This is a genomic window from Psychrobacter sp. H27 (assembly GCF_059072655.1).
This window is the reverse complement of record NZ_JCACRX010000001.1, coordinates 1,316,515-1,343,016: the sequence shown is the minus strand read 5'-3', so window position 1 is coordinate 1,343,016 and position 26,502 is coordinate 1,316,515. Positions and strand designations below refer to the sequence as shown.

Below are 26,502 nucleotides of genomic sequence, written 5' to 3'. Positions count from 1 at the left end.
CAACTGATGACTCCAATATTTGACGTTTTACATAGCATACTCATATGACGCTGGTAACCTCACTACGCATTGATACCGCTATTCAAACTGCCAGCCGTTTACGGTGGTTACTTTATGCCAGCCTAATCGTCTTAATGATGGTATTGGCATGGCTGGCATCTTTGGTATTGTGGCAGTATGTACTTATTTTGGTAGTCTCAGTAGCCGTTGCTAGTTATCTCATTATGTTCCGTCCGACACCGTTACGCATCAGCCAGCCGCCGCTAAGGCAACGTCTTGATAAACAGTGGCAGCTGTTGGTTCGCACGGGTCGAGGTGATGAGTTGTGGCATGCTCAATTACTCACTGTACATCGTTACCCATGGGTAATTATTATTAATTTTAAAATAACAGAGCCTTATCAAAAGCCTTTATCGATAACAGTCTTACGTGACCAAGTAAATAGTGAGGACTGGAGGGCGCTCAATGTTCTAGCCAATACCGTTATGGAGTAAACTTCATAGGGCTTTATCAAATTTTTATGTCAACTTGACCCTCATATCCATGAACTTACGAACACCTACATGTCATAACAAAACACCTATCTTGCTGTTCCAAGAGATTTGCTATATTAATAAACAAGCATAAAGCATATAAACCAACCATTCGATGTCGCAGATTTTATACATGTGAAAAGCACGTATCTGTCGGCTTAGGTGGTGGTTTTTTATTATAATTAATATGATAAAGAGGAATAGAAAATGAGTTTATTAGGGAATTTAGTGAGTCAAGTTGCCCGTAGCGCGATGAACCCAGATGACGCTCAGCGTAATCCGGTAAACCAGCGTGTCGAACCACGTCGTACAGGTGGCTTAGGTGATATATTAGGCAGTGTGCTTGGCGGTAGTAGCCAGGCTGGTGGTTATAATCCGCAGCAATATGACCGCAAGCCAGATAATGGTTTTGGTTTAGATGACATTATAGGTGGTTTGGCAGGTGGCAATCAACGTGGTAGTGTGAGCTCAGGCGCTGGTGGGTTAGGCGACATCTTGGGTAGTGTATTAGGTGGTCAACGTAGTAGCAGCGGTTTTGGTGGTAAAGGAATGCTTATCGCTGTTCTTATGCCGATGGTACTAAGCTGGATCAAGCGTAATGGCGGCATCGGCGGTGCACTATCAAAAATCACTGGTATGGGACACGGCGCTCAAGCACGCTCTTGGATGAGTACGAACGAGGCCAATGACAATCTAGACCCAAATGAAATCAATCGCTTGTTTGACGAAAGCGAAATCCAGAAAGTGGCCGCTCATACAGGTGCCAATGAAACAGAAGTACGTCAAGGACTTGCCGAATTATTACCTGAAGTCATGAACCAGCTAACCCCTAATGGCAACCTGGACAATGAAGCGGAAGCAAATGAAGAAATCGATCAAATCATTGGTCAACTGTCTAACCGTCTTGGTACGTTAAAATAATCAATTTGAGTTAAAGTTGTCTACGCTATGAATTTCTAAAGCGGTGGCACTCTTAAATCATGACTATGGGGCACATCTCACGATGTGCTCTTTTTTTGTCTCGTTTAAAGCATATCATTAATATGATAATTGACGATATATTATAAAGAACGAATCAAAAGCGGTTAGCCAAAGTATCCGTTGTGTAGTTGAGCGCTGCGAAACAGACATCGGTATTGAACCCTCTATATTGCAAAAATCGCAGTTGTTTTGCTTTTTCCTTTTGCTCAGTAGGGACGTTGTTACCGTATTTTTTGGTACGTGCGATGACAGCCAGTTTGAGCCAATCTACGCCATCGACTATATTGTCTTCACTGTCCTCTACAAACTCGCTAAACTCATCCGATTCTGCATTTGCCATATCGATCAGCTCATCGATATTACCTGGCATAGCGATTTTCTTGCGGTAGAATTCTTGCTTGATGCGTCCGCGCCCTCGACCTTTGCGGATATTTTCACGTATGAGCATAAGGGTGGTGCGATAATCACTCTGATAGCCTTTTTCTTCAAACTCATCGATGAGTACATCGACCTTTTCTGGATCTTGCTCCTTATCGATTAGTTTTTGCTTGAGTTCAGCTTTGCCATATTCACGGCGCGACAAATAATAAAATGCTAGCCAACGCAATCGGCTTTCGGCTTTGATCGCATCGATTTCGGCTTGTTTTTGTTCAGGTGTACGTAAATAGGCCTTAAGCGCAGCTGGTATATTATCGTTTTGACTGTCCGTTTCGCTGTTGTGGGAAGGGTATAGTTCGTTCTTATCCTCTAAAACGTTTGAGGATAGCTCAACATTACTATCCATAGCAGAATGGTTGCAGGTTTCATCACTATGAACGCTATGTTTAACTTCTGCTAGCATCTCCTTAATCGTTTGCGCTTCAGGCGGTTGATAAGTGGAGGCATCACTTGGCTCAGCAGTAAAATTAGCTGCTGGATGGAAACGCTTTTTACGTTTTTTAGATTTAGAGACTTTGGTTGTACTAGAGGAGGGCGCTTCGAAAAAAGTGCTGTCGATGGTAGAGTCATCGAGAGATGAGCTGTCTATCTTGGAATAGGTAGAGCGCTTGGAATAGGTAGAGCGCTTGCTAGATTTGCTTGGCTTTTTAGGTAAGTTTTTGGCAGTATACTTAATTGGTTTTTTTCGCTTGCTCTCGGTAGAGCCAACTGAGTCGGAGTCCGACTCAGCTAGAATATCAGCCAATGTTTTAATTTTCATAATCAATCATAACTATTTATAGCGGCTACTGATAATGGTTAGAGTATTATTGTACCGGTTCAGGAGCTGGCTCTGCATCCTTTGCTTCACTGCCTTTTTTCTTACCGAGTTTTTCATCACGAATCTTATCTTCGATTTCTTCGGCGATAGCAGGGTTTTCTTTCAAGAACAGTACAGAATTGGCTTTACCTTGACCGATTTTTTCATCGCCGTAGCTATACCATGAGCCTGCTTTGCCAACAGCACCAATCTCGACACCCAAATCAATGACTTCAGCCAAATGATTAGTACCTTCGCCATAAGTAATCTCAAATTCTGCTTGGCGGAACGGCGGTGCCATTTTGTTTTTGATAACTTTGACACGGGTTTGGTTACCGATAATTTCGTCACCGTTTTTGACCGCACCAATACGGCGAATGTCCATACGGACAGAAGCGTAGAACTTAAGGGCATTACCACCAGTCGTGGTTTCTGGACTACCAAACATAACACCAATTTTCATACGAATCTGGTTAATAAATACTACCATGCAATTAGAGCGTTTAGCATTACCCGTAATTTTGCGCAGTGCTTGGCTCATCAGACGCGCTTGTAGACCCATATGTGAGTCGCCCATCTCGCCTTCAATCTCTGCGCGCGGAGTCAAAGCAGCTACTGAGTCAATAACGATCATATCGATCGCCCCTGAACGTACCAGCATATCAGTGATTTCAAGCGCTTGCTCACCATTATCAGGTTGCGATAATAGTAGGTCATCAGTATTTACCCCAAGCTTACGTGCATAGACAGGGTCAAGCGCATGCTCAGCATCGATAAAAGCACAAGTGCCACCTTGTTTTTGACACTCTGCAATAGCCTGTAGGGTCATCGTGGTCTTACCTGAGCTTTCAGGACCATAAATTTCAACGATACGACCTTTTGGTAATCCACCTATACCAAGCGCGATATCTAAACCAAGAGAACCTGTCGATACCACATCAGCATCAAGAATGGCTGATTCATCACCCAGATGCATGATGGTGTTTTTACCAAATTGCTTTTCAATTTGACCTAATGCCGCTTTGAGGGCTTTGGCTTTATTGTCGTCCATATTGGATTCCTTGTTTTCGATAATTGATTTGACGCTATAGATAAAACACTTATAGAGCTGAGCACTATAATCAGTGTGCATTCTATGTCACTAATGATGGGCATACACAGTCATCAGTGTTTTGGTATCTAGCAAAATAAATAGGTTGTCACACGCATGGTATGAGTAGTAATATCGAAGATATCGCTCTACTATACAGTAAAATTAAATAACGAGAGAAGTAAAAATAAGTTTGTAATTACGAGCGCTACAGTAATTTTTAAGCTGTATCTTAGCTATTAGCCATTGTAGAGGACGCTGTAGTGCTGCTGATTTGATAGAGTAATTATAACAAAATTTAAGCAGTATATTGAGGCGTGAGCGATGCTATACGACACTATATGTCGTGTGAGTAGAGATACAGGTTTATAAAAACAGTTCCTGATGTAAAATGATTTTGAACCTGATAAAAGCCATACTTGTCAATAGAACAACGAGTTGTCCACAACAAATAATGCGCTTATTTTTATTAATTGTGAAACATTATAAATAACTAAAATTTTTTTAAAAATATTCAAAATAATTTTTTATGTCTTTATATTTAATTTAAGTTTTTGATTTTAAACAATTTTAAAATTGTACAAAAAGTGAACGATTTTATCTTATCCTTTAAGTTATCTGGCTATAAACTTGTCAAGTGGTGACTTATACACAGGGTTATCCACAGCTTATGGGGAGAACTCTCCAAGCCCTTATAGTATCTATGCTTGCGTGAATAGACAATATTTTAAAAGCGCTCAATCGTGTCTATTAAGAATCAACAAAGACTGTTTTTCAGTAGTAACCTATGTCTTAAGTGATATGTTTCACATAATAATAATTTATCTTTTTTCACGTACTATCATACTATAGGTCTTTAAAGTCAGCGGTGTGACTCGGTAAAGCCGATTAATAAACTATTAAGTATACTTATAGGTATGATGGCAAGCTTATAAACAGACATAAAAAAGCGGCTAAATAACGTAGCCGCTTTTTTGGACATCACTAGATCAGACGATTTGTATTAGTCTTTGATATAGATCAAATCCCAAACACCATGACCGCGCTCGAGACCACGTCGCTCGAATTTGGTCATTGGGCGAAAGTCAGGACGGTCGGTGAAATTACCAACGCCTGCTTTATTGGTTAACCCTGAAAAACCATCTAGCACCTCAACCATCCAAAAGGCATAATGCTCCCAATCAGTTGCCGTATGGAACCAACCGCCTTGCTTTAGACTGCGTGTCAGAATAGTCATGCGCTCAGGACTGACAAAACGGCGTTTGTAATGGCGTTTCTTTTGCCATGGATCTGGGAAGTAAAGCTGAATACGATCAATATGGTTTTCTGGCAGTTGTTTGAGCAGTTGAATAGCATCGCCATTGATGATTTTGACATTGCTCAAGTTTTGTGTGCCTGCCATGTAGGCACATTTACCAATACCAGGCTCATGCACTTCGATACCGACAAAATTGCGAGTAGGTTCTGCTGCCGCCATTTCAATAAATGAATCACCCAAGCCAAAACCAATTTCTAAAGTAAGCGGTGCGTCAGTACCGTTTGGGCTATCAGCGAACAGCGCTCGCAAGTCATCAATACCGGTAAGGTCGCCATCACCAAAACTGTTATTGACCAGATATTTAGAAAATTCTGGTGCAGTCAGAGCCAGCTCGGCATTTTTATTCATGTGCGTGCGACGCTTCATAAATGTATTGACGATACGGATATGTTTGTCAGAAGTAGGCTCTGCCTCTTGGTGAGCACTTGTATCAGTATTGATAGAATCGCTGGTGCTATTTAGAGTGTGCTCATCAGTAGTATCGGTACTATTGATGGTGTCGTTGATATCAGAATGTTGACTCATAGGGTTACTAGGGCTTAATTAGGTGGGTAGTGTCTGCTTATTATAAGTTAAATCTATACAACTGTGAATGTGCAATGCGACTTTAGCGCGTTCACTGTTTGGTTATCCAGTTTTTCTATCTTGTACGTGGGTTTTGGCGTTATTATAGAGCTATCGTTGATAAATAATTTTTTAGAATAAGTAGAGCGTATCATTATGCTATTTATTGAGACGGATTCACCGCCACCGTTTTACCAAGATTCACTGACACCTGCTAAACGTAAGCAGCTAGATAAATGGTACATCGGTAGTCGCACTCAGCGTTATTATCTCAAACGTTTTGAGCAGTTCGATCAGCAAGGATACCTATCACCAAAATGGCATTGGGCTGCGTTCTTTATCACTTTTCCTTGGTTGTTATACCGTAAGCGCTATATGGATGCCATTGTCTATAGCGTGGCAGGGTGGTCGTTCATTCAGCTCAATGTGGCTATTGTGCTCGTCGCATTCGAATTTGTAGCGATGTCTTATGTACCAGATGCTTATCAAATGGTTACCCGAATTGGCATTGCAGCCGTTATCTGGCTGTTCTGGTCTGCAATGGTGGCGCGCTGGACAGATGCATATTATTACCGAATGGCACGGCGTGAGATCGCTGATGCGATTAATGACCATCCGCGAGACGACGATGCACAAAAAGCGCATCTAAAAAAAGAGGGCGGGGTTAGTTTATTTGGCTTAGCATTGGGGTTCGGTTTTTTCGCCTTTGCATTGCTGGTGATAAAAGTACAGTTTTTGCCTATCATTGCCAAACCAAAAGAGAACGAGGTGCTATTTGATGCTTATGATATTGCCAAAACTGCTCAAAACCGCGTGGCACTGATTTATCAGCAGACAGGGCAATGTCCAATAGGTTTGCCGCTAAGTACTGAAGATCAACAAGTGCGCATGAGTGTCGATAATCGGGCTGCTGGTGTGCTGGATACCGACTGTGCAGTGACGGCGACGATTCAAAACGTTAGGTTTCCCATACGTTACCTGAACGAACAGACATTGGTCTTTTATCATATCCCAGACAGCGATAATTGGGGCTGCACCAGTTCACTGAACAAGAAACAAGCCCCCAAAAGCTGTATGTCTGACTAGGAATTGAACATCCTTACTATTTAGAATCAGTTGCGATATCGTCTGATTTATCAACTGGTGTCGCTTGACTCTTTAATGCCTCATAAAAATCTGTCAGATCCATTTTACGCGCCTTGCCAATATCTTCATCAAACAAGCTCTCAAGTTCTGCCATCGCCGATTGTGCTGACTCAATCATACTGGCTTCGTCATCATAGATCGCTTGCTGACGCTCAATCAAGTCATCATCATAATCACGGAACGTTCTTACAGTTTCTCGTGCTTTTTCGGGAGAGATGCCGAGCAGCTGCAGTGATTCACGTGACATGTCAAGAGATGACAGATAAGTCTCACGCCAAATGTGACGCACACCCACTTCGCGTAAGCGGTAGTAGTGCTGACGATCGCGCGCTCTTGCCAATATAATCAACTCAGGGTAGTTCTTGCGTAAATATTGAGCGGTGGTGATAGAGCGCTCCAGATCATCAATCGCCAAAATAAACACACGCGCTTTTTGAATACCTGCGGCTCGTAAAATCTCAGGGTTTTTTGGATCACCATAATAGACCTGGTTACCGAATTTTCGTACAAAATCGACTCGGTTTGCAGAGCGTTCAATGGCGGTAAACTCAATATTGTGCATACGAAGTACGCGACCAATGATCTGACCGACTCGGCCAAAGCCTGCAATAATCACCTGATGCTCATGATCAGGGATGGTGTCGTATTCGCGGCTAGGTTTACTTTTAGCAAATAATGGCTCACCTATTTTTTCTAATAATAAAAACGCCAATGGAGTGAGTGCCATCGAGATGGTTACTACAAGATTTAAGGTATTGGCCAGCTCAGGACGCAAGACATTTTGGGCCGTGGCAACGCTGAATAGCACAAAAGCAAATTCACCGCCTTGGGCGAGAGTCACACCCAGTCTGATACTGGTGGGCCAGCGGTTGCCTGATATTTTTGCGATAGCTGCAATTACGGCAAATTTGATAAACATCAAGGCAAGCGCACAGCCAATGATAAATATGGGCTTGGCCAAAATAAGTTTGACGTCAGTCAACATACCGACCGACATGAAAAATAGACCCAATAGTAGACCTTTGAAAGGCTCGATACTGGCTTCTAACTCGTGACGATATTCAGAGTCAGCCAGCAATACACCTGTCAAAAATGCACCTAATGCCATTGATAGACCAATCTGCCCCATCAAGATAGACACACCCATGACAATAAATAATGCGACCGCGGTGAGTAATTCTGTTGCACCACTTGACGCTACAAATTTAAAGAAAGGTCGAACGACATAGCGACTGGCAAAAATAAGACCCGCAAACACCGCAAATACTTTGCCAAAATAAAGTAAATCGTAGCTCTGCTCACGCACCCCTGATAAAAATGGAATCACTGCCAATAATGGGATAACGGCGATATCTTGGAACAATAGAATAGTAAAGGCTTCTCGACCATGCGTGCTTGATAGCTGCTGTTTTTCGGTCAATATTTGCAGTACAAATGCAGTAGAAGAGAGCGCCAAACCAAAACCAACGATAAAGGCAGTATCTAGCTGTAATGAGAAAAAGTGATGCAACAGTCCCATCAACAACGTACCAGTCAGTCCAACCTGTAGACCACCAAGGACAAATATAGAGCGGCGTAGTGCCCAAAGCCGTGAAGGTTGCAGCTCGAGTCCGATAATGAACAACAGCATGACCACGCCAAACTCTGAAAAATGCAACAAGCTCTCAGCATCACCCGCTACATCCAATCCACTGGGACCCAATATGAGTCCTGTGATGAGGTAACCTAAGACCGTTGCTATACCAAAGCGTTTACCAAGGGGGACAAAGAGCAGCGCTGCTCCTAGGAAGATAGTGGCTTGTAACATTAAGTTTGGTGAGCCGGCGGCGGCAGCGAACATCTGGAATCCTCAGAAATTAGGACAAAATAAGCAATTTAAAACGGGCGTAGTTGGCAATAAGTCGAGAAACACTATCGACACTATTATTTTTTACGGTAAATTTTCCACACACCATTGTCTGCAAGCGGGTTGTTATAAGCATCATTGCGACGTTTACGCGGTGTTTGCCTACTATCGACAATCTTAAAATCAGGCAGAGCATGGACGATAAGACCAGTACGATAAAAACGTACGCGTTCAGGCTCTAACATCTCACCTTTACTGTCGCGGCAAAAAACATAAGCACGCAGATCGATAAATTCACGATGAGCGACTAAACGTGCTTCATCGTCGTTATCTAGCACCGCTGTCATGCGGGCAACTTCATCATCAGTATAGGATCCACACTTATCTGTAAGTGCACCGACTGAGCCAAAGCTTTTGGACTCTTTGGCACGCGTTTTGGTTAAATGAAGGCGCTGAACATGATAAATAAACTGCGGTATCTCAAGGCTGGCTGGTAGCGGTAGATAATCAGGTGGCATATTGGCTGCGGGATAAAAATCCTGGGCGCGTTCAAGTAGGTTTTGCCAGCGCTGCTGATAAGCCTGTACCTCGGCTAAATTACCTTCATAGATAGGCATGTCACGAATCTGCCGCAAAATATCAGGCGGAAACTGCTCATGACGAAAGTTGGCAATGTCTTCTTGCAGCGTCGATAACAAAACTTTGGCGTGTTTTTTGCCGTCTTTTGACGTGGGATCATCGATATAGTCTGGGGCGACAAAGGGTGCTGAGCGTCTAGACATAGTGTTGTATCATCAATTGATCGTGAATAAGGTTTTCAGTCTTAAGTATACAGAATTTATATCAAAAATATGGTTGCAAGACAGAGTTTTTCATCGCTTTTAACATGCCATTACAATCATAGAGTCAAATTTTATAGAAACACCAGCTTAATAGAAGCGTAGGCTGGTTGGAAATTTAAGTGAGATATAATTTTTATTGCTTCATATGTTTTTATTTTTAATATCTTACAAAACGATAAATATTACTACCTAATCAAGCAAATTATCGCGACTGATGTTTATGCGTAAGTACCTAGCAGGCTCGGATATGTCTCCTAAGCGGCGTAATCCATTACATACTATTAGCAAAATATCCATCAGCATCTTTTGCATGGGATTAATACTTTCAGTTAGGTTTTGGTTGCTGATGATGTCAAATATGGGGTCAGGTTATCTACCCAATATCTGTAATGGTTGTCTAGATATTTGGATTAGGATGACGTTGCTAATAGTGGGTATCAGTCTTTGGCTAGTGACAGTGGCAGTATCAGGGACTTGGTTGACTTTACACCTGCAACGCTTTTGTTGTCGCTGGATCAGACGAAACCAGTAGCATAGAGACTAGTAGATTAGAGACCAGACCTAACTTAGTGAATTAGATCTGAATGAAAGTGAATAAGTTATGCTGTTAGTGATTATGACCAATATGACTGTTACCAGTAGGTGATCGTCCCGATATATCGCAGACGAGTGCTTCACTATGTGAGCTGTTTTGTGGATGTGACGAGCTCTCTACTTGAATGGTCGCATGATGAATACCAAGTGTCGACAAGCTTGTCTCAAGACTAGCAATCAAGATGCTCGACTCGTGAATGCTCATTTCTCCATCGACCACGACATGGCAAGATAAAGCATTTAAGCCACTAGTAATGCTCCAGACGTGTAGATCATGTACTTTTTGTACTTGAGGATGTGCGAGTAGTTTTTGTTCGACATCGACTAGTGAGATATTGGCAGGAGTGCCCTCCATCAATATATGTACAGAGTCACGTACGACGCGGTAACCACTAACTAATATAAGGAGAGCGACGATTATGGATGCTGCGGCATCTGCCCACACCCATCCAAAACCCATCATTAGTAGCGCTGCAATAATGGCAGCGACAGAACCTAATAAATCGCTCAATACATGCAGATACGCACTTTGCATATTGAGATTGACTGGTTTTTTATGATCAGCTGGTTTTGCCTTGGTATCTGTAATTTTGGTATCTGTGGCATCTGTAATATTGGCATCATTGCTCTTGTGGCTGTGCCCATGTGACGCTTCACCATGGCTACCGCGATGCATCAGCCATGCAACTAAAATATTAATCAACATCCCTATGGTAGCTATGATCAGCATGCCTTGGGTTGCAATTTCTGGCGGTGAGTTAAAGCGTTTGATTGCCTCGTAAAAAATCATCAAGGCAATAACAACTAGGGTGGCGCCATTAAAGGTAGCGACCAATATCTCAAAACGTTTATAGCCAAAAGTTTTTTGATGGGTGGCTGCTTTTTCACCGATTTTGAATGCTATAAGAGTCGCGCCAAGTGCTATCGCGTCACTCAGCATATGACCTGCATCAGATAGTAGCGCCAAGCTCCCAGTGAGCCAGCCACCAATAGCTTCGATGAACATATAGCCAGTAATGATAACAAAGCTAAACAGTAAGGTGCGTTGATAGCCCTTGGTATCTCGCGGTGTTGGTTTTTGCTCTAAGCGGGCATCATGGTCGTGACGGTGTTGATGGTTGTCATTATTGTCGTGATTTTCATCGTCATTGTGATTATGCACTTCAGGACTATTCTGACTCATAGCAACACTCAAATTAACTAGTATTTAGGTTAAATGAACAGTATCAACTGTAGATCAAGCAGGTGTGGGGTTTCTATCGCAGACCGTCTAATAACTATCATAAATTTAACATAGCTATGTATTGGAATCTGTTACGACGACGTAAACACAGTGGAAAAGGCAGAAAAACAATGTAGATAGAGGGAGGCTCCACGATGCTGCCTGATAGACCGACAACATCCTAATACTTGGGATTACCAGCCGACAGGATCGATATCCAACGTTAATTTAAGGTATTTCACACTCGGTAGCGTCAGTACAGGCTGCCACCACTGGTTCAATACGTGATGCAGCTGCTGTCGGTCCTTGGCCAAGAGCAATAGCTGTGCATGATAGCGACTGTTTTTTTTACTCATTGGCGCATCAATGGGACCAAGAACAACAAGATTATGTGCACTGGGCAGATGCGCAATGGCATCTTTGAGGGCTTGAGTAGTAGCTGCCAGAGTTTTGCCTTCACAGCGTATCAGTGCGGCATGACTGTGAGGAGGTAGCCCCATCATTCTGCGCTCTTGCAATAGCTCACGAGCGAATGATAGATAACCATCTTTTACCAGCTTTAACAAAAGCTCATTGTCAGGTTGCAAGGTCTGAATCAAGACGCGACCAGCTTTGTCACCACGACCAGCACGCCCTGCCACTTGTATCATGAGCTGTGCGGTATGCTCAGGCGAGCGAAAGTCTGCTGATAGAAATCCGCGATCAGCATTCGGTAAGCAAACTAGGGTGACATTGGGAAAATGATGACCTTTGGCGACCATTTGTGTCCCTACCAATATAGCAGGGTTACCTTGGTTTATTTGCTCGTAGATATTCTCCCAGCTGTCTTTGCGCCTTGTGGTATCACGGTCGATTTGGATAATCGGATAGAGCTCTTTACTGGTTTGAGGATTGGCAAAGATGGCATGTAGGTTTTCGCTCAGCCTTGTCGTACCCATACCTTTAGCATCTAGGTTTTGACTGCCGCAATCAGGGCATGTCGTTGGAATATAAGCTTGCCAATCACAGTGGTGGCACTTTAGATAAGAGCTAGCTGCATAGCTACTGTGCTGAGACTGACTATTATAATGGACGGTTAGGTGCGCATCGCAGCGAGGGCAGTCTGCCTGCCAACCACAAGCCTCACATAACAACACAGGAGCATAGCCGCGGCGATTCAAAAATATCAGTACCTGATCGCCCGCTTCTAGCGTTTGCTTGATAGCACCAATCATGGCGTCTGTCAGTCCTGTATCATAGCGCGCACCATCATCTTGGGCTTGCTGATGCGTGCTTTGTAGGCGTGCATCGATCAGTTGCATGGTTGCAGGCTTGGCACTACCAGGACGAGTGAGTAATTGATACTCTGTCAGCTTACCATCATCAACTAATTTCAGATGCTCAAGAGAGGGCGTCGCTGTACCGAGTATGACTGGAATTCTGTTTTGTAGGCCGCGATAGAGGGCAACATCAGCAGCATGATAGCGTAAAGTGTCTTGCTGCTTGTACGAGCCATCATGTGCTTCATCAACAACAATAAGCCCCAGCGCTGCAAATGGATATAGCACCGCTGATCGCGTACCGATAATGATTTGTGCATGACCTGTGCGGCAATCTTGCCAACCTTGGAGACGATGCGTATTGGTCATACCTGAATGTAATAAAACAATATGAGCGGCAAAGCGACTGGCAAACCGTGCACGTGTCTGCGGTGTGAGTCCAATCTCAGGCACCAAAATAAGTACTTGCTTCCCTGCTTCTAATACCGCTTGCATCGCTTGTAGGTAGACTTCAGTTTTGCCGCTACCGGTAATACCGTTCAACAAAAACCCAGTATAAGTCTCAGACTTATGGGCCACAGTAATGGCATCGACGGCAAGTTTTTGCTCGTCATTGAGATCAAGTGGCATCTTGGCTAACTTGACAGGAGAGGGGGGCTTTTTTGGTTGAATATAGCGCTCGATAAGTCCCTTGTCTTCTAGCGTCTTTAAAAATGCCCGCTGCATACCTTCCAATAGCAATACGTCTTCACTTGCCCCATGCTGACCATGTAGCTTGAGCATATCAAACTGCTGTTTTTGTTTTTTTGCATTGGCATGGAAATCATCATTAGTGATATGCGGCAAAATTCGCCAATGGGTAATCAGCAAATCTAGCGGCTTACCTTGACGCACGAGACTTGGCAAAATGACGGCTAAGACGTCACCAAGCGGATAGTGATAGTAGCGTGCAAGCCAATAGGCCAGCTTGAGCATACTAGGATCTAAAATAGACTCCGTATCCAAACACTTATTGATAGCCTTGATTTTGCTAACCGGTACACTGCTTTTGTCCTCAGAGACATGGGCAATGACGATGCCAATCAAGGTCTGACGACCAAATGATACTTCAACGCGGCTACCGATTTGCGGTATCAAACCGTCTGGTGACGCAAGCATATCTGCTGGTAGGCTGTAGTCAAACACCCGATAAAGGGGTACGGGTAGAGCAACTTGGACCAACATAAATGGCTTCGCAATATCGTCAGGTTAATGGGGGATAAAAGGCAGAGACTAATAAGCTTAGCATGATGCTAAGCTTATTATGGAGCGATTTATAGCGTGCTAATTAAATAGAGTCTATATCAGCACTGTTTAATATTGAGTACTGTTTGATATCCAGTATTAGTCAATATATAGGATAGACTCGATTTCGACCACACCACCTTTTGGTAGGGCAGCGACCTGTACAGCAGCGCGGGCAGGGTAAGGCTCGCTTAAGTTGGCAACAAATACGTCATTCAAAACCGCAAAATCACTTAAGTCAGTCAAAGAGACGTTGAATTTAACCACGTCATTTAAACTACCGCCAGCCGCTTCACAGATCGCTTTGATGTTCTCAAATACTTGCTCCGCCTGTGCCTTAAAGCCTTCTCTCAATTCCATAGTTTCAGGGTCAAAACCAAGCTGACCTGAGATATAAACGGTGTTACCGACTTTGACCGCTTGTGAATAAGTACCTACCGCTGCAGGTGCGTTGTCTGTTTGGATGGTTTGACGAGTCATATGATGTCCTTTGAATATTTTATGGGTTCGCTGCTAAAAGCTCAGTAGCATTACGTATGATTATTTTAGAAAATGCTAAAGTCTCAATGTTAGGTTTTTACATCTATCTAAAGAGTATCTAATAAATGGTATCGATAGATAGACATGACTATTATAATTGATATAGGCGCATGATGTTAGGGAAGCCGAGCAATGAGCGCAACTCGCGAATGCCTTGAGCCAAGTGGTTGCGACTGCGTACAATGATATGGACAATGGTATCGCTATTACGTACGTCAACGGTTTCAACACCCATATTCAATTGACGTAAATGATAAATGACTTCACTGATTTGCTCATCACTAAGCGCGATAGAGAGTTTTAGGTAAGCAGGAAAACGGATTTTGCCGCTATTTTGTATATCGTTATCATCCGTATCACCCTGCGTTATAGTGGTGTCATTGCGCCACCGTAGCTGGATAACCTGATAGGGGTTGTCTTTACGAATGTCATCAAGTGAAAAGCACTTGTGTCTATGAACCACCAAACCGTGGCGTGATAAATGCCCAACGATCGGGTCACCATAAATCGGATGGCAGCAGTTAGCAAAATCAAGTTCAACCCCAGATGCATTGGCAATCAACTGCTGTGGCTGAGTCATATCATCGTTGTGCGCTTGAGCTTGCAGGCTGCTCACTTCGTCGCTAAACAGACGAGTAACGACCAGTTGCGGCAGTAGTGTGCCAGAGCTGATTTGTTCAAATAGAGCGTTCTTTTCGGCTAGTCCGCGCCATTCCGTCAAATCTTTCCAGTCATTGTCTGTCAAATCATCGAGTGTTTTTTGATAGGTCTTGAGGGCACGATCTAACGCTTGACGACCGTGGTGCTGTTTGTCAGCGGCAGACAAGTCCTTGAACCAACGTAAAATCTCTTCGCGTGCTTTATTGGTGACCACAAACCCTAGCCACTCTGCTTTTGGTTCAGAATGGCTGTTGACTTCGATTTCAACCGCTTGTCCGTTTTTTACCACCGTACCGAGTTTTGCAGGTTTACCGTCGATGTTTGCACCAACAGCGACGTTACCGATCATAGGCCCGACGGCATAAGCAAAATCAAGTGCGGTTGCACCTTGTGATAGCTCGTAAGCTCGGCCTTTTGGACTATAACAAATGATCTTACTAGAATGTAGATAGTCCATTAAGTCATTGATAGTGGAGACTGCTGCTGAGAAATTGGGACTGTTTTCGTTCAAGCTGTCTTCATCGACCAAGTCTTTCATATTACGTAAAGAAGCTTGGATAACTGACTGGCTGACGTCGGAGGCGTGCTCTGCACCAATAACACCAAGCCTTGCTGCGCTTTGCATTTGCTTGGTCAAGATAGTGACTTTGACGACATCGTTATCGCGCTCATAGATAAGCGTAAGCGATTGATTACCACCCGGTAGCGGCCTACGAATATTATCAGCAATGTGCGTATCATCGATTTGATACTTTTTAATCAAATAATAAGCCAGCTTGTCACAGGCTTCGATATTGTCGAGGACAATCTCAAACGCATAGTGACGCAGTAGGGTATTGATCTCACCGCGGTTGCGGAAAAACTGACGATATATCACCACACGATTGTCCAAAACTTTGACCAGCCCGTTAAGGTCTAAGTTGTTGAGGACGATACTTAAATAGCGGTGAATGGCTTCTCTTTGAAAATTGCGTCCAAGTCCATGCTGTAAGAGCTTATCAGACAGTTTGTTATACATACCAGAATCAAGGTTACGGTAGCACAGCACCTCGATATAGTCGGCAATATCATTAAGACCCATCAATCGTGCAAATGGGACATAAAAGTCCAAGGTTTCTTGTGCGGTTGTGCGCTGCTTTTCAGGGCGTACCGCATCAAGTGTAGACATATTATGTAAGCGATCAGCAAGCTTGATAATCAGTACACGTGGGTCAGCAAGCGTCGCGGTCAAGATTTTGTGAAAAGTGGCCGCTTTATTTTGTTGCTTGTTGTGAGAGGACGATTTGAGCTTGGTCACGCCATCGACCAGTCTCGCTACTATCTTGCCGTAGCGCTGCTCGATTTGTTCGTCACTCACGTCAGTATCTTCGACCGTGTCATGCAAGATCGCGGCGATGATGGTGTCTCTATCTAAGCGAAAGCCTGCCAATATCTCAGCCACTGCGATGGGGTGAGTGATATAAGGTTCCCCTGATTTACGCTTGTCTTTGATATGCGCAATATCACCGAACTCACAGGCATCAACAATGTCACGGCGCTCAGCGGCAGTGAGATAACCTACTGAACGTAGCAGGTTATATTGAGCATCATCAACGAGATGATGACTGAGTTTGGGTAGGGTTTGACTCATAAAATAACAATCCTATTTTCCATTACCTACTTATTTGACCATTTCTCGAAGCAAATGATGATGAAATATCGACCTACCGTATGAATCGTAAATAAAAGTAGGCCATTCTCTAATTAATCGCAAATTGCATTCAATGTCAACTGATAAGCGAGTAGGCAAGATAAAAATCCAAAATTTTTCACTTAGTGGTCTATTCTAGAAGATAAATGGTTATCAAAATCGCGAATACAATAGAGTCACAACCAAAAAACCACAGCCTATGCTGTGGTCTCTATTGCTGATCAAGATATATAGCTGTCTTATTTAGAAGCTACAATCCTAAAAGCTATGATCGCCTGACAACGCTAAATCTAATGAGCTAGTAGCAAAGTTATGCTCTGGCTGATTTAGAATATCACGGGTGATTTTGCCAGCGGCAATTTCACGTAGCGCCAATACGGTAGGCTTGTCATTGTCAACATCTACCAATGGCTCAGAAATACCCTTCGCCAATTGACGGGCACGCTTGCTTGCGACCAAAATTAGCTCAAAGCGATTATCAACATTATCCAAACAATCTTCAATCGTTACTCGTGCCATAAATAGCTACCTCGGTTGTTTTTATCAGTCACGGACTTTGACCGCCACTCAATAAAAATAATATCAAATACATAAAGGGGGATAGCTACATATTATAGCATTTTTTGCTAAGCTGCGTAGTTGCTTTTTATATGATCTTATCGGACAAGCAGCTTTAGTCGCTGATGCTAAGTTTACTCCGCTGCTGACTTGTTTAGCAAATTGCTAATCGTACGATGATAGCGCTGCTGCTGACGAGCAAGCGTTTGCCTATCAGCGATAATAAGTGCTTTTAGCTCAGCCAAAGCCACTTCAAAATTATCATTAATAATCACAAAGTCAGAATTGACGTACTGTGCCATTTCATGAACAGCACCAGCCAGACGTCGTTCTATAACTTCGCTGGTATCTTGTGCGCGAGTTGATAGGCGCTGACGCAAGGTATCAATACTAGGCGGCAAAATAAAAACGGTCGTCGCATCAGGGAATATTTTTTTGACTTGGGTGGCGCCTTGCCAGTCAATCTCCAAAACCACATCGATACCTGCCGCAAGCTGGGAGCGTACGCTCTGCTCTGAGGTGCCATAGTAGTTTCCGAATACTTCTGCATGCTCTAAAAATTTATTTTCGCCAATAGCTTTTACGAAGCTATCCACATCTGTGAAGTGATAGTGATGTCCATCAATCTCGCCTGGGCGCGGGCTGCGAGTCGTGTGCGAGATACTGACGGTTAAGTCGTTAGTGGTTGCCAGTAGTTGCTTCACCAGTGAGGTTTTGCCTGTACCCGAAGCGGCAGTAATAATAAATAATGAACCTGTCATACAATTTGTCCCAATAAAATATGTGCTAACAAATGGAATGTGTTAATAAAATAAAAAAGTGTGCTAATCACAGACTAAAAATATTCCAGTCAGCAGAAAAGGCTGGAAAAAAGAAAAACCGCCATCATGTATGGCGATATAAATCATAATAGTTGTCTTATTATAAACGGCTTTTGTGTGAGTGAAAGCGAGTTTTGCAATATGCAATCAGTATGTCGATATTTATAACTAAAATATTGCAATGAGTGTACTGCTATTTTTGAGGGCAATAAAAGCAAATTATGCTAAAGTAGAGCATTGAAATTGCCCCAACTTTTGAATGAAAGCTTTGATGCATAAGCTTTACATATAAATTATCCAATGATAGGCCTTCTTATGCAAATTTATCTTGCCAATCCTCGTGGGTTTTGTGCTGGTGTAGACCGTGCGATCGCGATTGTTAACGAAGCGTTGACCCGTTTTGAGCCGCCCATCTATGTCCGTCATGAAGTCGTACATAATAAATTTGTCGTATCAGATTTAGCCAATCGGGGCGCAGTATTCGTCGAAGAGCTTCACGAAGTGCCAGATGGTTCGGTGGTTATTTTCTCTGCACATGGGGTCTCTAAAGCGGTGGAAGATGAAGCAGGTCGCCGTGATATCACTGTATTTGACGCGACTTGTCCTTTGGTGACAAAGGTACATATTGAAGTGGCCAAGTTTGCCCAAGATGGCATGGACGCGGTTTTGATAGGACACGCTGGACACCCAGAAGTAGAAGGCACTATGGGTAGGTTTAATGCGAAAAACGGTGGGCAGATTCATCTTGTCGAAGATGAAAGCGACGTTGCGGCTTTAACCGTACAAGATGCCAAACGCTTGGCATTTGTAACTCAAACGACGCTATCGATGGATGACACTGCTCGCGTTATTGATGCGCTGCGTGACAAGTTCCCGAGTATCCAAGGACCCCGAAAAGACGATATATGTTATGCCACTCAAAACCGCCAAGATGCGGTAAAAGATCTTGCCAGTCGCTGCGAAGTGGTCTTGGTTGTGGGTTCGCCAAACTCTTCAAATTCCAATCGTTTACGTGAGCTGGCTGAGCGTATGAATTGCCGTGCTTATTTAATCGATAATGCCAGCGAGATGAATCGCAGTTGGTTAGATGGTGTGCAGAGTATCGGTGTTACTGCTGGTGCGTCAGCGCCAGAGGTGCTCATTCAAGAAGTGCTGCAGCAGCTGCAAGACTGGGGTGGCGATCTTCCTAGTGAGCTATCCGGTATCGAGGAAAACGTAACGTTTAGTTTGCCAAAAGCCTTGCGCATTCCTGTTACCCAAGTTGGTAAATAGTCAGTCGTTAAACAACAAGTATTTGCGTGAAATATTATTGATATGGATAAGGCCGCATGAAAGAACCCAAAGGCAAATTTGTATTGGCAGAAGCCACGCTCGCTGACGTCAATAAGCAATTAAAGCTCAACATGCTCGTGACGGTCGCGGTGGTGTTTGTACTATTCATGAATATTATAAAATTCATGGCAGAAAAGAGCTTTTTTTATGCGGCACTCGCAGTCGTTATGATCTGTTTATTGTTCTTTATACAAAAAGCTCGCGGTATTCTTGTGTTAAGAAAACAAGAGCTTACCCATAAATAAAAGTTTTACAAGAAAGTGTTAAATATAGGATAGCTATGACTGCTTATTACAAATTTATCAAACGTGAACAACAAGAAAATGGTACCAGTGTAGCGCACTATCAGCCAACCGAGCATGCACAAGGTGCCTGGAATGAGCATGAGCAGCACATGGCGCCAGCGACAGGTCTCCTGACTGCTGAGCTTAAAGGTTTTGCACCGCAGCCCAATACTCGCATAGCTCGCGTAAGTCTGGATATATTGGGCTTGATACCGCTTGATGACTTTACCATTACCACTCGCTGTATTCGACCAGGCAAAACCATTGAGCTGATAGAGGCGGTAATGAGCAGTCGTGGTCGTGATGCTATCATCGCACGAGCATGGCGACTCCTGACTCAAGACACCAGTGAGATAGCAGGACTAGAGGATCAAGCTTCAGTGCATCAGCCTGAAGATTTGCCCGTTTGGGACGAGATGAAAGGCTGGCCAGGAGGCTTTATCGAAAGCGTACGCCTAGTAACCACAGAAGATCGTCGTCCCGGACGCGGTATGGTATGGATCACCAATGACGTGCAGATGGTAGAAGATACGCCAACCGATGATGTGGTCCATCTATTGGGTATGGTGGATACTGCGAATGGTGTTGTCCCTAGATTGGGACTGGGGCTGTCCAAACTAGAATGGATGTTCCCCAATACTGACTTGCAAATACACATGCATCGCGAACCCAAAGGACGCTGGTTGGGTATCGAAGCAGTACAGCAGTACGGTGATGATGGTATTGGTCTTACCAGTGCAGTATTACACGACGTGTATGGGCCTTTTGGTCGCAGTGAGCAAATACTCACTATCCGTCCGATACCGCGCTAACCGTTAGATAGTTTTTTAGATAACTGTGTAGTCGGTCTATAAATAAAAACACCAGTACAAGCTCAGCTTTTGTCAAAGATATGGATTATATAATTTGTAAAATGAAACGATAATATACAATCAATTAATTATACAAATAATTGAAAACCCGTTTTAATAGTATCCAAGAAAACGATATTAATCGACAAGGAGGGTGCTATGAACACGCATATTCAGTTTTCAAAAAAACTAACGACGATTTGGGACTTATTGATAGAAGCTTATTCAGAATAGTGACTTGTATCTACACGACCTGTGTCTACATATGGGCACTTGTGTGAGCAGATAGTTCTTAGAAAGCGTTTTGATAAATAAGCAGAACACCGCCTTGATAGATATGGGCGGTGTTTTTTATTGAATAAGACTGTTACGCTTGAATTTTTTTTTGCTGCCCTTATTAGTATAGACAGTCTAACGGTAATGCACACGGTAAGCTGTGAGCATTGTTAGAACAGCTATAGTCAGTTATTTGATAATAGGTCTTTCATAGAATTTAAAGGAGTTTTTATGAGTGAAGCAACCCAAGCTGAAGGTCTGAATCCAGAATTAAAAAAACATACGTTTGAAGCAGAAGTGGCGCAACTACTGCACTTGGTAACGCATTCATTATATTCTAATGCGGATATTTTTGTCCGTGAGCTCGTCTCTAATGCATCCGACGCTTGTGACAAATTGCGTTTTGAAGCGACCAATGATGACAGTCTTTATGAAGATGACGGCGAGCTAAAAATCCGCATTGCTGTTGATGAAGCCGCGAAAACCATTACCTTTACCGATAACGGTATTGGTATGAACGAAACGGATGCTATCGAAAACTTAGGTACGATTGCCAAATCAGGCACCAAGGCATTTTTGGACAAACTATCTGAATCACAAAAACAAGACGGTCAACTGATCGGTCAGTTTGGTGTTGGTTTTTATTCAGGCTTTATCGTTGCAGATACTATCAGTGTCGAGTCACGCAAAGCGGGCGAGCCTGCGGATAAAGGCGTGCGCTGGGTATCTGACGGTACAGGTAGCTTTACTGTTGAGCCTATTACCAAGGACACGCGCGGTACGGCGCTCACCCTGCATCTAAAAGAAGAATATAGCGAGGGCGAAGACAACTACCTAGACCGCAGCAAGATTAAGCGTTTGGTCAACAAGTACTCTGATCATATCAGTCTACCGATTCAGATGCGTAAAGAAATCTGGCAAGAAGACGTAAAAGAAGACGAAAATGACAGCTCTGATGATCAGGTGCCTGCCGGCGGCGAGATGGTACTTACTGATGAGTGGGAAACCATCAACAAGGCCAGTGCATTATGGACGCGCTCAAGCTCTGAGATCGAAGACGATGAGTATGTCGACTTCTATAAGAACATCTCTTATGACATGACTGATCCACTTGCTTGGACGCATAACCGTGTAGAGGGCCGAGTACAGTATACGCAGCTATTGTATATCCCTGAAAAAGCGCCAGCTGATTTATATACTCGTGAGCAGCAGCATGGTCTCAAGCTCTATGTGAAGCGTGTCTTTATCATGGATGAAGCTGAGCAACTGCTACCAATGTACTTGCGTTTTGTGAAAGGGGTTATCGATTCAGCAGACCTACCTTTGAATGTGAGCCGTGAGCTACTTCAAGAGTCACGTGATGTGAAATCTATCCGTGATGGTAACGCACGTCGTATCTTGACCTTGCTCGCAAGCCTTGCCAACAGCGAAGACGGTGATAAGCAAGAGAAATTTGCTAAGTTCTATGCAGAGTTCGGTGATGTGATCAAAGAAGGTCTAGGCGAGGACGCAGGTAACCAAGAACGTATCGCCAAGCTATTGCGTTATGCAACCAGCACGCAAGATGGCCTTGAGACCAGCTTTGAAGATTACAAAGCTCGCATGAAAGATGGGCAAAAAGCCATCTACTACCTCACCGCTGATAATTTAGCAGCAGCAAAAAACAGCCCGCAACTTGAGCTGTTTAAGAAAAAAGGCATCGAAGTTATCTTGATGACCGGCCGTGTCGACGAATGGGCGATGAACTTCTTGACGTCATTTGACGAGACACCGCTACAAAACATCGCCAAAGGTGCAGTAGATTTGGGTGACTTGCAGGACGAAGCCGAAAAGGCTGAAGCAGAGAAAGCAGAAGAAACGTTAAAGCCTGTTGTTGATAAGCTTAAAACTGCGCTAGGTGAGCGTGCTAAAGACGTCAAAGTATCAACGCGTTTGGTTGATAGCCCAGCATGCTTAGTCGTTGGAGAAGGTGAGCTGTCACCACAAATGATTCAGATGCTACAGCAAATGGGTCAAGACGTACCAGCGAGCAAGCCAACCCTTGAGGTCAACCCCGATCATCCGCTCATTAAGAAGTTAGAGGGCAGCGAGCAGTTTGATGATTTGGCGCAAGTGATCTTTGATCAAGCCTTGTTGGCGGATGGCGGTCAGTTAGAAGATCCAGCTGCTTATCTAAAGCGCGTTAACGAGCTGTTGATGAGATAGTATCTGGTCGTTAATATAAAGGGAGGCCTTGTTTTCAAGGTCTCCTTTTTTTATTAGTATTCATAGTCATGTTTCGCTGATCTATAGATTTAGGCGAGTTTTACAAATCATGCTTATCGTCTTGACCGACAATCCGTTACAATCGCGATAGATTAGCGAGCTAGACTATTAGGCAGTGCTAGTCATCTTCTATAAATATTCCATCGTGAATTCAATATAAATCGATGTCTAGAGCCGTAACAGAATCGTAATACGATTGCGTAAGACGGCAGCTACACTAGAATAGTTATCATTGGGTCATTTTATTTTTCTCGGCTGGCTAGAGGTCTACGTCTTTGTCACTTACGTCGTTAAAAACCGTATCGCTCCAGCGTTTTTCGCTCAACTTTGCTGCCAATATTATTGCAACCTTGTGGATGCTAGTGGGCTCAACGCGAGCATTTTCTTGGGTCAAGCCTACGTTTATACAGTTTGCTGTATTCGCTATATTGGCACTCAGTAGTAATGTTTTATTTTCGTGGTTGGCTGCTGAAAGTGGTAGCCTATTTAATGAGCAAGGATTGGTCAGTTATTTGATTTGGCCAATGATTATTTTGCTCAGCGGCATTATTTTAGCAAGGCGAGCGAGCAACCAATCGCTGGTATTTGTACCAGTCGTACTATGGTTGGTTGCTGATACGCTATCCGCTTTATTACAAAGCTTAGTACAGTTTTCTGGTAGCTATGGTTGGTTGCCTGAGTGGAGTTATTCGTTTTTACCTGTACTATTTTTGGTATTGTTCCTATGGCAGACGCTTGCTTTATTATGGATTTTTTCTCGTCGTTTGCGTATACCGTGGTGGGAGCGCATTATCATACTGGTAGGTGCGGTAGCGTTACTGACTATCTGGCAACGTAATGTCGCTGACCAGCCTATTTTTAAGCAAATCCCAGTAGAGCCTGTATTAGAAGAGGCGGCATTATATAAGCAGCCGCGTCTATTGCAGCAGGCGCTAAGCAGTATTGATCCCAGTATTGATGGCAAAACGGACTGGTACTTTATGGGTGTGGCTGGGTTCTCTGGTCAGAACGTTTTTCGTTCTGAAATTAATAAAGTGCGTGAGCTGTTCGATGTGCGTTTTGGTACCAGTGGACACTCATTGTCCTTGATCAACAATACGTACAGTTGGCTGGACGAGCCAATCGCTACCAAAACCAGTATTGCACGCGGACTGAAGAAGATTGGTCAGCAAATGAACGCTGATGAAGATGTGTTGTTTTTGACGCTGTCGTCACATGGAAACGAAGATATTGTTCAATTAGAAAATCCACCACTTGCGATGGACAATCTAGATGCCACATGGCTACGTGACACACTGGATGCATCAGGCATCCGCTGGCGTGTGATTGTGGTATCTGCCTGCTATTCAGGGTCGTTCATCGACGAGTTGGCATCGCCGACTACAGTGGTAATTACGGCTTCAGCCACTGATAAGGCATCGTTTGGCTGTACCAATACGGCTGAGATGACTTATTTTGGTCAAGCTTTTTTTGCTGAGAGTCTACGTGAAAATAGCAGCTTTGAATCTGCTTTTAAAGATGCAGCTTACCGTGTACAAGAGCGTGAGCTTTATATGGGATTTGAGCCATCAGAACCACAAATGGTGATTGGTAGTTTGATGGAGACGGCACTACCGGCGTTTGAGCAAGTATTGTTTGATAAAGCACGTCCATCAGTTGCTAGTATAACGAGTAACGCGGCTTCTGCTACTATTGATACTGTACCTGATAGTGTGCCAACCAGTCCGTAAATAAAGTTAACGGAGCAATTGGACACATATACAGTGTGACTCAAGATCTTGTAAATGTCAGTATTAAATTACGAACGCTTATTATCTATTATCGTTACCGATCACTGTTGGTTTCATTTTGAATAAAAAGGATATCACTCATGCATAATTCTTATAGTCGTAGTTTGTCCAACAACAAGCAGATGACTCAAAAAAGTGTGAATCGTTGCTTTAACGGTGAGCAGCATTATTATAGTCACGAGTCGACATCGACCAAAACGGCGATGACGTTTAGTATTTATCTACCTGATGAAGCATTGGCTGGGCGACGTTGTCCTGCCATACTGTACTTATCAGGACTGACGTGCAATGCTGATAACGTCACTCACAAAGCGCACTTTCAGCAGAAGTGTAGTGAGCTTGGTATGATACTGATTGCACCAGACACCTCACCTCGCAGTAGTGATGATGTTGAGGTGCCAAACGACGAGCGCTATTTTGTCGGGCAGGGCGCAAGCTACTATGTTGATGCGACCCAAGCACCGTGGTCAGACAACTTTAATATGCAAAGCTATATCGTTGATGAGCTATATGACTTATTACGCTCAGAGTTCCCAATAGACAGCATTGGTGTCACAGGGCACTCTATGGGTGGTCATGGCGCGCTGCTATTGGGATTTAAGTATCCGAGCAAGTTTGTCAGTGTATCCGCCTTATCGCCAGTATGTGCCGCTAGCGAGTCTGCTTGGGGACAGGCGGCTTATACAGAGTATTTTGGTGATGATCAATCATTATGGTCTCAAGCAGATGCAGCACAGATGATCGAAAAGGTCGGTCAGCAATATGCAAGTATTTTGGTTGACCAGGGCGCGGCTGATAATTTTTTAGAGGAAGGACAGCTGCAGACTTCCAAACTACAAGAGGCTTGTGCAAAAGCAAAACAGCCCTTAACATTGCGTTATCAGGCGGGGCATGACCACAGCTATTATTTTATTCAGACAGTGATCAATGATCATATCGAACATCATTGGCATATGGCGCAATTGAGCTAAGGTGCCATATCAGCTAACGTGATACGTTTTTTGCTCTCTCATTTATGCTCAAAAGGTGATTTTTATGGCAAGTTATCAAGATTTGACAGCTTCCAATGGACAAGAAAAGTCAGTAGATACTGATGCTACAAAGGTAATAATGCAGGCCGATATGGATGCTGCCCTAAAACATAAACAGCGCAGTAACGATGATCAAGTGACTCAAGATAAGTCAGACGAGCTGATCGCAAAAACGCTCAATGATACAGGCGATAGAGTACTTGATGAGACACAAATATCGCGTGTGATAGAGATGGCGTGGGAAGATAGAACACCATTCGGTGCGATAGAGCATAGCTACGGTCTCGATGAAACAGGCGTTATCAAGCTTATGCGTCAAGAGCTCAAGCCATCGTCTTTTCGTCTATGGCGTCAGCGAGTAAGTAATCGTGCTACCAAGCATGAGGCAAAGCGATCTTTTTATGTGGGCCGTGCCTATTGCAAGACACAATACAAGCCGCGCTGATTAACTGAGTATGTGAAAGGTATAGAGTAACAACAAGCCCATT

21 protein-coding genes are annotated in these 26,502 nt (G+C 43.6%); 10 read left to right on the top strand and 11 right to left on the bottom strand.

What is annotated here, in order from left to right; translation table 11 throughout:
- Positions 1–44 precede the first annotated feature (44 nt).
- Both AC5JPY_RS05330 and AC5JPY_RS05325 read left to right on the top strand, forming a co-directional pair.
- Entirely contained in the window at positions 45–494 is a 450-nt protein-coding gene (locus tag AC5JPY_RS05330; protein WP_443525757.1) for a hypothetical protein, read from the top strand.
- A 246-nt stretch (positions 495–740) separates the two neighbouring features.
- On the top strand, positions 741–1,454 hold the full coding sequence (locus tag AC5JPY_RS05325) for a YidB family protein (protein WP_443525759.1): 714 nt from the start codon (positions 741–743) through the stop codon (positions 1,452–1,454).
- Positions 1,455–1,608: 154 nt separating this feature from the next.
- Here the strand turns inward: AC5JPY_RS05325 and AC5JPY_RS05320 are convergent, their stop codons facing one another.
- The 3 genes from AC5JPY_RS05320 to trmB all read right to left on the bottom strand — a co-directional run bounded on the left by AC5JPY_RS05320 (position 1,609) and on the right by trmB (position 5,684).
- A complete protein-coding gene (locus tag AC5JPY_RS05320; RefSeq protein ID WP_443525761.1) occupies positions 1,609–2,712 on the bottom strand; it encodes a regulatory protein RecX in 1,104 nt (367 codons plus the stop codon).
- 46 nt (positions 2,713–2,758) lie between these two features.
- On the bottom strand, positions 2,759–3,802 hold the full coding sequence (gene recA, locus AC5JPY_RS05315; protein ID WP_443525762.1) for a recombinase RecA: 1,044 nt from the start codon (positions 3,800–3,802) through the stop codon (positions 2,759–2,761).
- Positions 3,803–4,844: 1,042 nt separating this feature from the next.
- Entirely contained in the window at positions 4,845–5,684 is an 840-nt protein-coding gene (gene trmB / locus AC5JPY_RS05310) for a tRNA (guanosine(46)-N7)-methyltransferase TrmB (protein WP_443525764.1), read from the bottom strand.
- 195 nt (positions 5,685–5,879) lie between these two features.
- Here trmB and AC5JPY_RS05305 point away from each other — a divergent pair, with 195 nt between their 5' ends.
- Entirely contained in the window at positions 5,880–6,809 is a 930-nt protein-coding gene (locus AC5JPY_RS05305; RefSeq protein WP_443525766.1) for a DUF2628 domain-containing protein, read from the top strand.
- Between the two features lie 16 nt (positions 6,810–6,825).
- On the opposite strand, the gene AC5JPY_RS05300 is transcribed toward AC5JPY_RS05305, so the two are convergent.
- From AC5JPY_RS05300 to gmk, 8 genes are all read right to left on the bottom strand, one after another.
- Positions 6,826–8,709 carry a monovalent cation:proton antiporter-2 (CPA2) family protein gene (locus AC5JPY_RS05300; RefSeq protein WP_443525768.1) on the bottom strand — a complete coding sequence of 628 codons (1,884 nt, stop codon included), beginning with the start codon at positions 8,707–8,709 and terminating at the stop codon, positions 6,826–6,828.
- Positions 8,710–8,792: 83 nt separating this feature from the next.
- Positions 8,793–9,497: a hypothetical protein gene (locus AC5JPY_RS05295; protein ID WP_443525770.1), complete on the bottom strand. Its 705-nt coding sequence runs from the start codon at positions 9,495–9,497 to the stop codon at positions 8,793–8,795.
- 667 nt (positions 9,498–10,164) lie between these two features.
- The gene (locus AC5JPY_RS05290; RefSeq protein ID WP_443525772.1) at positions 10,165–11,334 is read right to left on the bottom strand and encodes a cation diffusion facilitator family transporter; all 1,170 of its coding nucleotides are present in this window, start codon (positions 11,332–11,334) and stop codon (positions 10,165–10,167) included.
- Between the two features lie 233 nt (positions 11,335–11,567).
- A complete protein-coding gene (locus AC5JPY_RS05285; RefSeq protein WP_443525774.1) occupies positions 11,568–13,856 on the bottom strand; it encodes a primosomal protein N' in 2,289 nt (762 codons plus the stop codon).
- 159 nt (positions 13,857–14,015) lie between these two features.
- Positions 14,016–14,396, bottom strand: coding sequence for a RidA family protein (locus AC5JPY_RS05280; RefSeq protein WP_319051434.1), 381 nt, complete (start codon positions 14,394–14,396; stop codon positions 14,016–14,018).
- A gap of 151 nt (positions 14,397–14,547) precedes the next feature.
- Positions 14,548–16,746: a RelA/SpoT family protein gene (locus tag AC5JPY_RS05275; RefSeq protein WP_443525776.1), complete on the bottom strand. Its 2,199-nt coding sequence runs from the start codon at positions 16,744–16,746 to the stop codon at positions 14,548–14,550.
- Positions 16,747–17,064: 318 nt separating this feature from the next.
- Positions 17,065–17,325: a DNA-directed RNA polymerase subunit omega gene (gene rpoZ, locus AC5JPY_RS05270; RefSeq protein WP_319051436.1), complete on the bottom strand. Its 261-nt coding sequence runs from the start codon at positions 17,323–17,325 to the stop codon at positions 17,065–17,067.
- A 173-nt stretch (positions 17,326–17,498) separates the two neighbouring features.
- Positions 17,499–18,125 carry a guanylate kinase gene (gmk, locus tag AC5JPY_RS05265; RefSeq protein ID WP_443525778.1) on the bottom strand — a complete coding sequence of 209 codons (627 nt, stop codon included), beginning with the start codon at positions 18,123–18,125 and terminating at the stop codon, positions 17,499–17,501.
- A gap of 375 nt (positions 18,126–18,500) precedes the next feature.
- On the opposite strand from gmk, the gene ispH reads away from it, so the two are divergent.
- The 7 genes from ispH (at position 18,501) to AC5JPY_RS05230 (ending at position 26,459) form a co-directional block, all read left to right on the top strand.
- On the top strand, positions 18,501–19,457 hold the full coding sequence (gene ispH, locus AC5JPY_RS05260) for a 4-hydroxy-3-methylbut-2-enyl diphosphate reductase (protein ID WP_443525780.1): 957 nt from the start codon (positions 18,501–18,503) through the stop codon (positions 19,455–19,457).
- 56 nt (positions 19,458–19,513) lie between these two features.
- Positions 19,514–19,762 carry a hypothetical protein gene (locus AC5JPY_RS05255; RefSeq protein ID WP_443525782.1) on the top strand — a complete coding sequence of 83 codons (249 nt, stop codon included), beginning with the start codon at positions 19,514–19,516 and terminating at the stop codon, positions 19,760–19,762.
- 35 nt (positions 19,763–19,797) lie between these two features.
- Positions 19,798–20,613: a thioesterase family protein gene (locus tag AC5JPY_RS05250; RefSeq protein ID WP_319051441.1), complete on the top strand. Its 816-nt coding sequence runs from the start codon at positions 19,798–19,800 to the stop codon at positions 20,611–20,613.
- 546 nt (positions 20,614–21,159) lie between these two features.
- On the top strand, positions 21,160–23,133 hold the full coding sequence (gene htpG / locus AC5JPY_RS05245; RefSeq protein ID WP_493852309.1) for a molecular chaperone HtpG: 1,974 nt from the start codon (positions 21,160–21,162) through the stop codon (positions 23,131–23,133).
- A gap of 335 nt (positions 23,134–23,468) precedes the next feature.
- A complete protein-coding gene (locus tag AC5JPY_RS05240) occupies positions 23,469–24,923 on the top strand; it encodes a C13 family peptidase (RefSeq protein ID WP_493852308.1) in 1,455 nt (484 codons plus the stop codon).
- A gap of 140 nt (positions 24,924–25,063) precedes the next feature.
- The gene (gene fghA, locus AC5JPY_RS05235) at positions 25,064–25,954 is read left to right on the top strand and encodes an S-formylglutathione hydrolase (protein WP_493852307.1); all 891 of its coding nucleotides are present in this window, start codon (positions 25,064–25,066) and stop codon (positions 25,952–25,954) included.
- Positions 25,955–26,177: 223 nt separating this feature from the next.
- Positions 26,178–26,459: a TIGR03643 family protein gene (locus AC5JPY_RS05230; protein WP_493852728.1), complete on the top strand. Its 282-nt coding sequence runs from the start codon at positions 26,178–26,180 to the stop codon at positions 26,457–26,459.
- Positions 26,460–26,502 lie beyond the last annotated feature (43 nt).

What these genes read in the sequence shown, in the direction of transcription:
- AC5JPY_RS05330 (WP_443525757.1), top strand. Translation starts at nt 45, where the DNA reads ATGACGCTGGTAACCTCACTACGCATTGATACCGCTATTCAAACTGCC.
- AC5JPY_RS05325 (WP_443525759.1), top strand. Translation starts at nt 741, where the DNA reads ATGAGTTTATTAGGGAATTTAGTGAGTCAAGTTGCCCGTAGCGCGATG.
- AC5JPY_RS05320 (WP_443525761.1), bottom strand. Translation starts at nt 2,712, where the DNA reads ATGAAAATTAAAACATTGGCTGATATTCTAGCTGAGTCGGACTCCGAC.
- recA (WP_443525762.1), bottom strand. Translation starts at nt 3,802, where the DNA reads ATGGACGACAATAAAGCCAAAGCCCTCAAAGCGGCATTAGGTCAAATT.
- trmB (WP_443525764.1), bottom strand. Translation starts at nt 5,684, where the DNA reads ATGAGTCAACATTCTGATATCAACGACACCATCAATAGTACCGATACT.
- AC5JPY_RS05305 (WP_443525766.1), top strand. Translation starts at nt 5,880, where the DNA reads ATGCTATTTATTGAGACGGATTCACCGCCACCGTTTTACCAAGATTCA.
- AC5JPY_RS05300 (WP_443525768.1), bottom strand. Translation starts at nt 8,709, where the DNA reads ATGTTCGCTGCCGCCGCCGGCTCACCAAACTTAATGTTACAAGCCACT.
- AC5JPY_RS05295 (WP_443525770.1), bottom strand. Translation starts at nt 9,497, where the DNA reads ATGTCTAGACGCTCAGCACCCTTTGTCGCCCCAGACTATATCGATGAT.
- AC5JPY_RS05290 (WP_443525772.1), bottom strand. Translation starts at nt 11,334, where the DNA reads ATGAGTCAGAATAGTCCTGAAGTGCATAATCACAATGACGATGAAAAT.
- AC5JPY_RS05285 (WP_443525774.1), bottom strand. Translation starts at nt 13,856, where the DNA reads ATGTTGGTCCAAGTTGCTCTACCCGTACCCCTTTATCGGGTGTTTGAC.
- AC5JPY_RS05280 (WP_319051434.1), bottom strand. Translation starts at nt 14,396, where the DNA reads ATGACTCGTCAAACCATCCAAACAGACAACGCACCTGCAGCGGTAGGT.
- AC5JPY_RS05275 (WP_443525776.1), bottom strand. Translation starts at nt 16,746, where the DNA reads ATGAGTCAAACCCTACCCAAACTCAGTCATCATCTCGTTGATGATGCT.
- rpoZ (WP_319051436.1), bottom strand. Translation starts at nt 17,325, where the DNA reads ATGGCACGAGTAACGATTGAAGATTGTTTGGATAATGTTGATAATCGC.
- gmk (WP_443525778.1), bottom strand. Translation starts at nt 18,125, where the DNA reads ATGACAGGTTCATTATTTATTATTACTGCCGCTTCGGGTACAGGCAAA.
- ispH (WP_443525780.1), top strand. Translation starts at nt 18,501, where the DNA reads ATGCAAATTTATCTTGCCAATCCTCGTGGGTTTTGTGCTGGTGTAGAC.
- AC5JPY_RS05255 (WP_443525782.1), top strand. Translation starts at nt 19,514, where the DNA reads ATGAAAGAACCCAAAGGCAAATTTGTATTGGCAGAAGCCACGCTCGCT.
- AC5JPY_RS05250 (WP_319051441.1), top strand. Translation starts at nt 19,798, where the DNA reads ATGACTGCTTATTACAAATTTATCAAACGTGAACAACAAGAAAATGGT.
- htpG (WP_493852309.1), top strand. Translation starts at nt 21,160, where the DNA reads ATGAGTGAAGCAACCCAAGCTGAAGGTCTGAATCCAGAATTAAAAAAA.
- fghA (WP_493852307.1), top strand. Translation starts at nt 25,064, where the DNA reads ATGCATAATTCTTATAGTCGTAGTTTGTCCAACAACAAGCAGATGACT.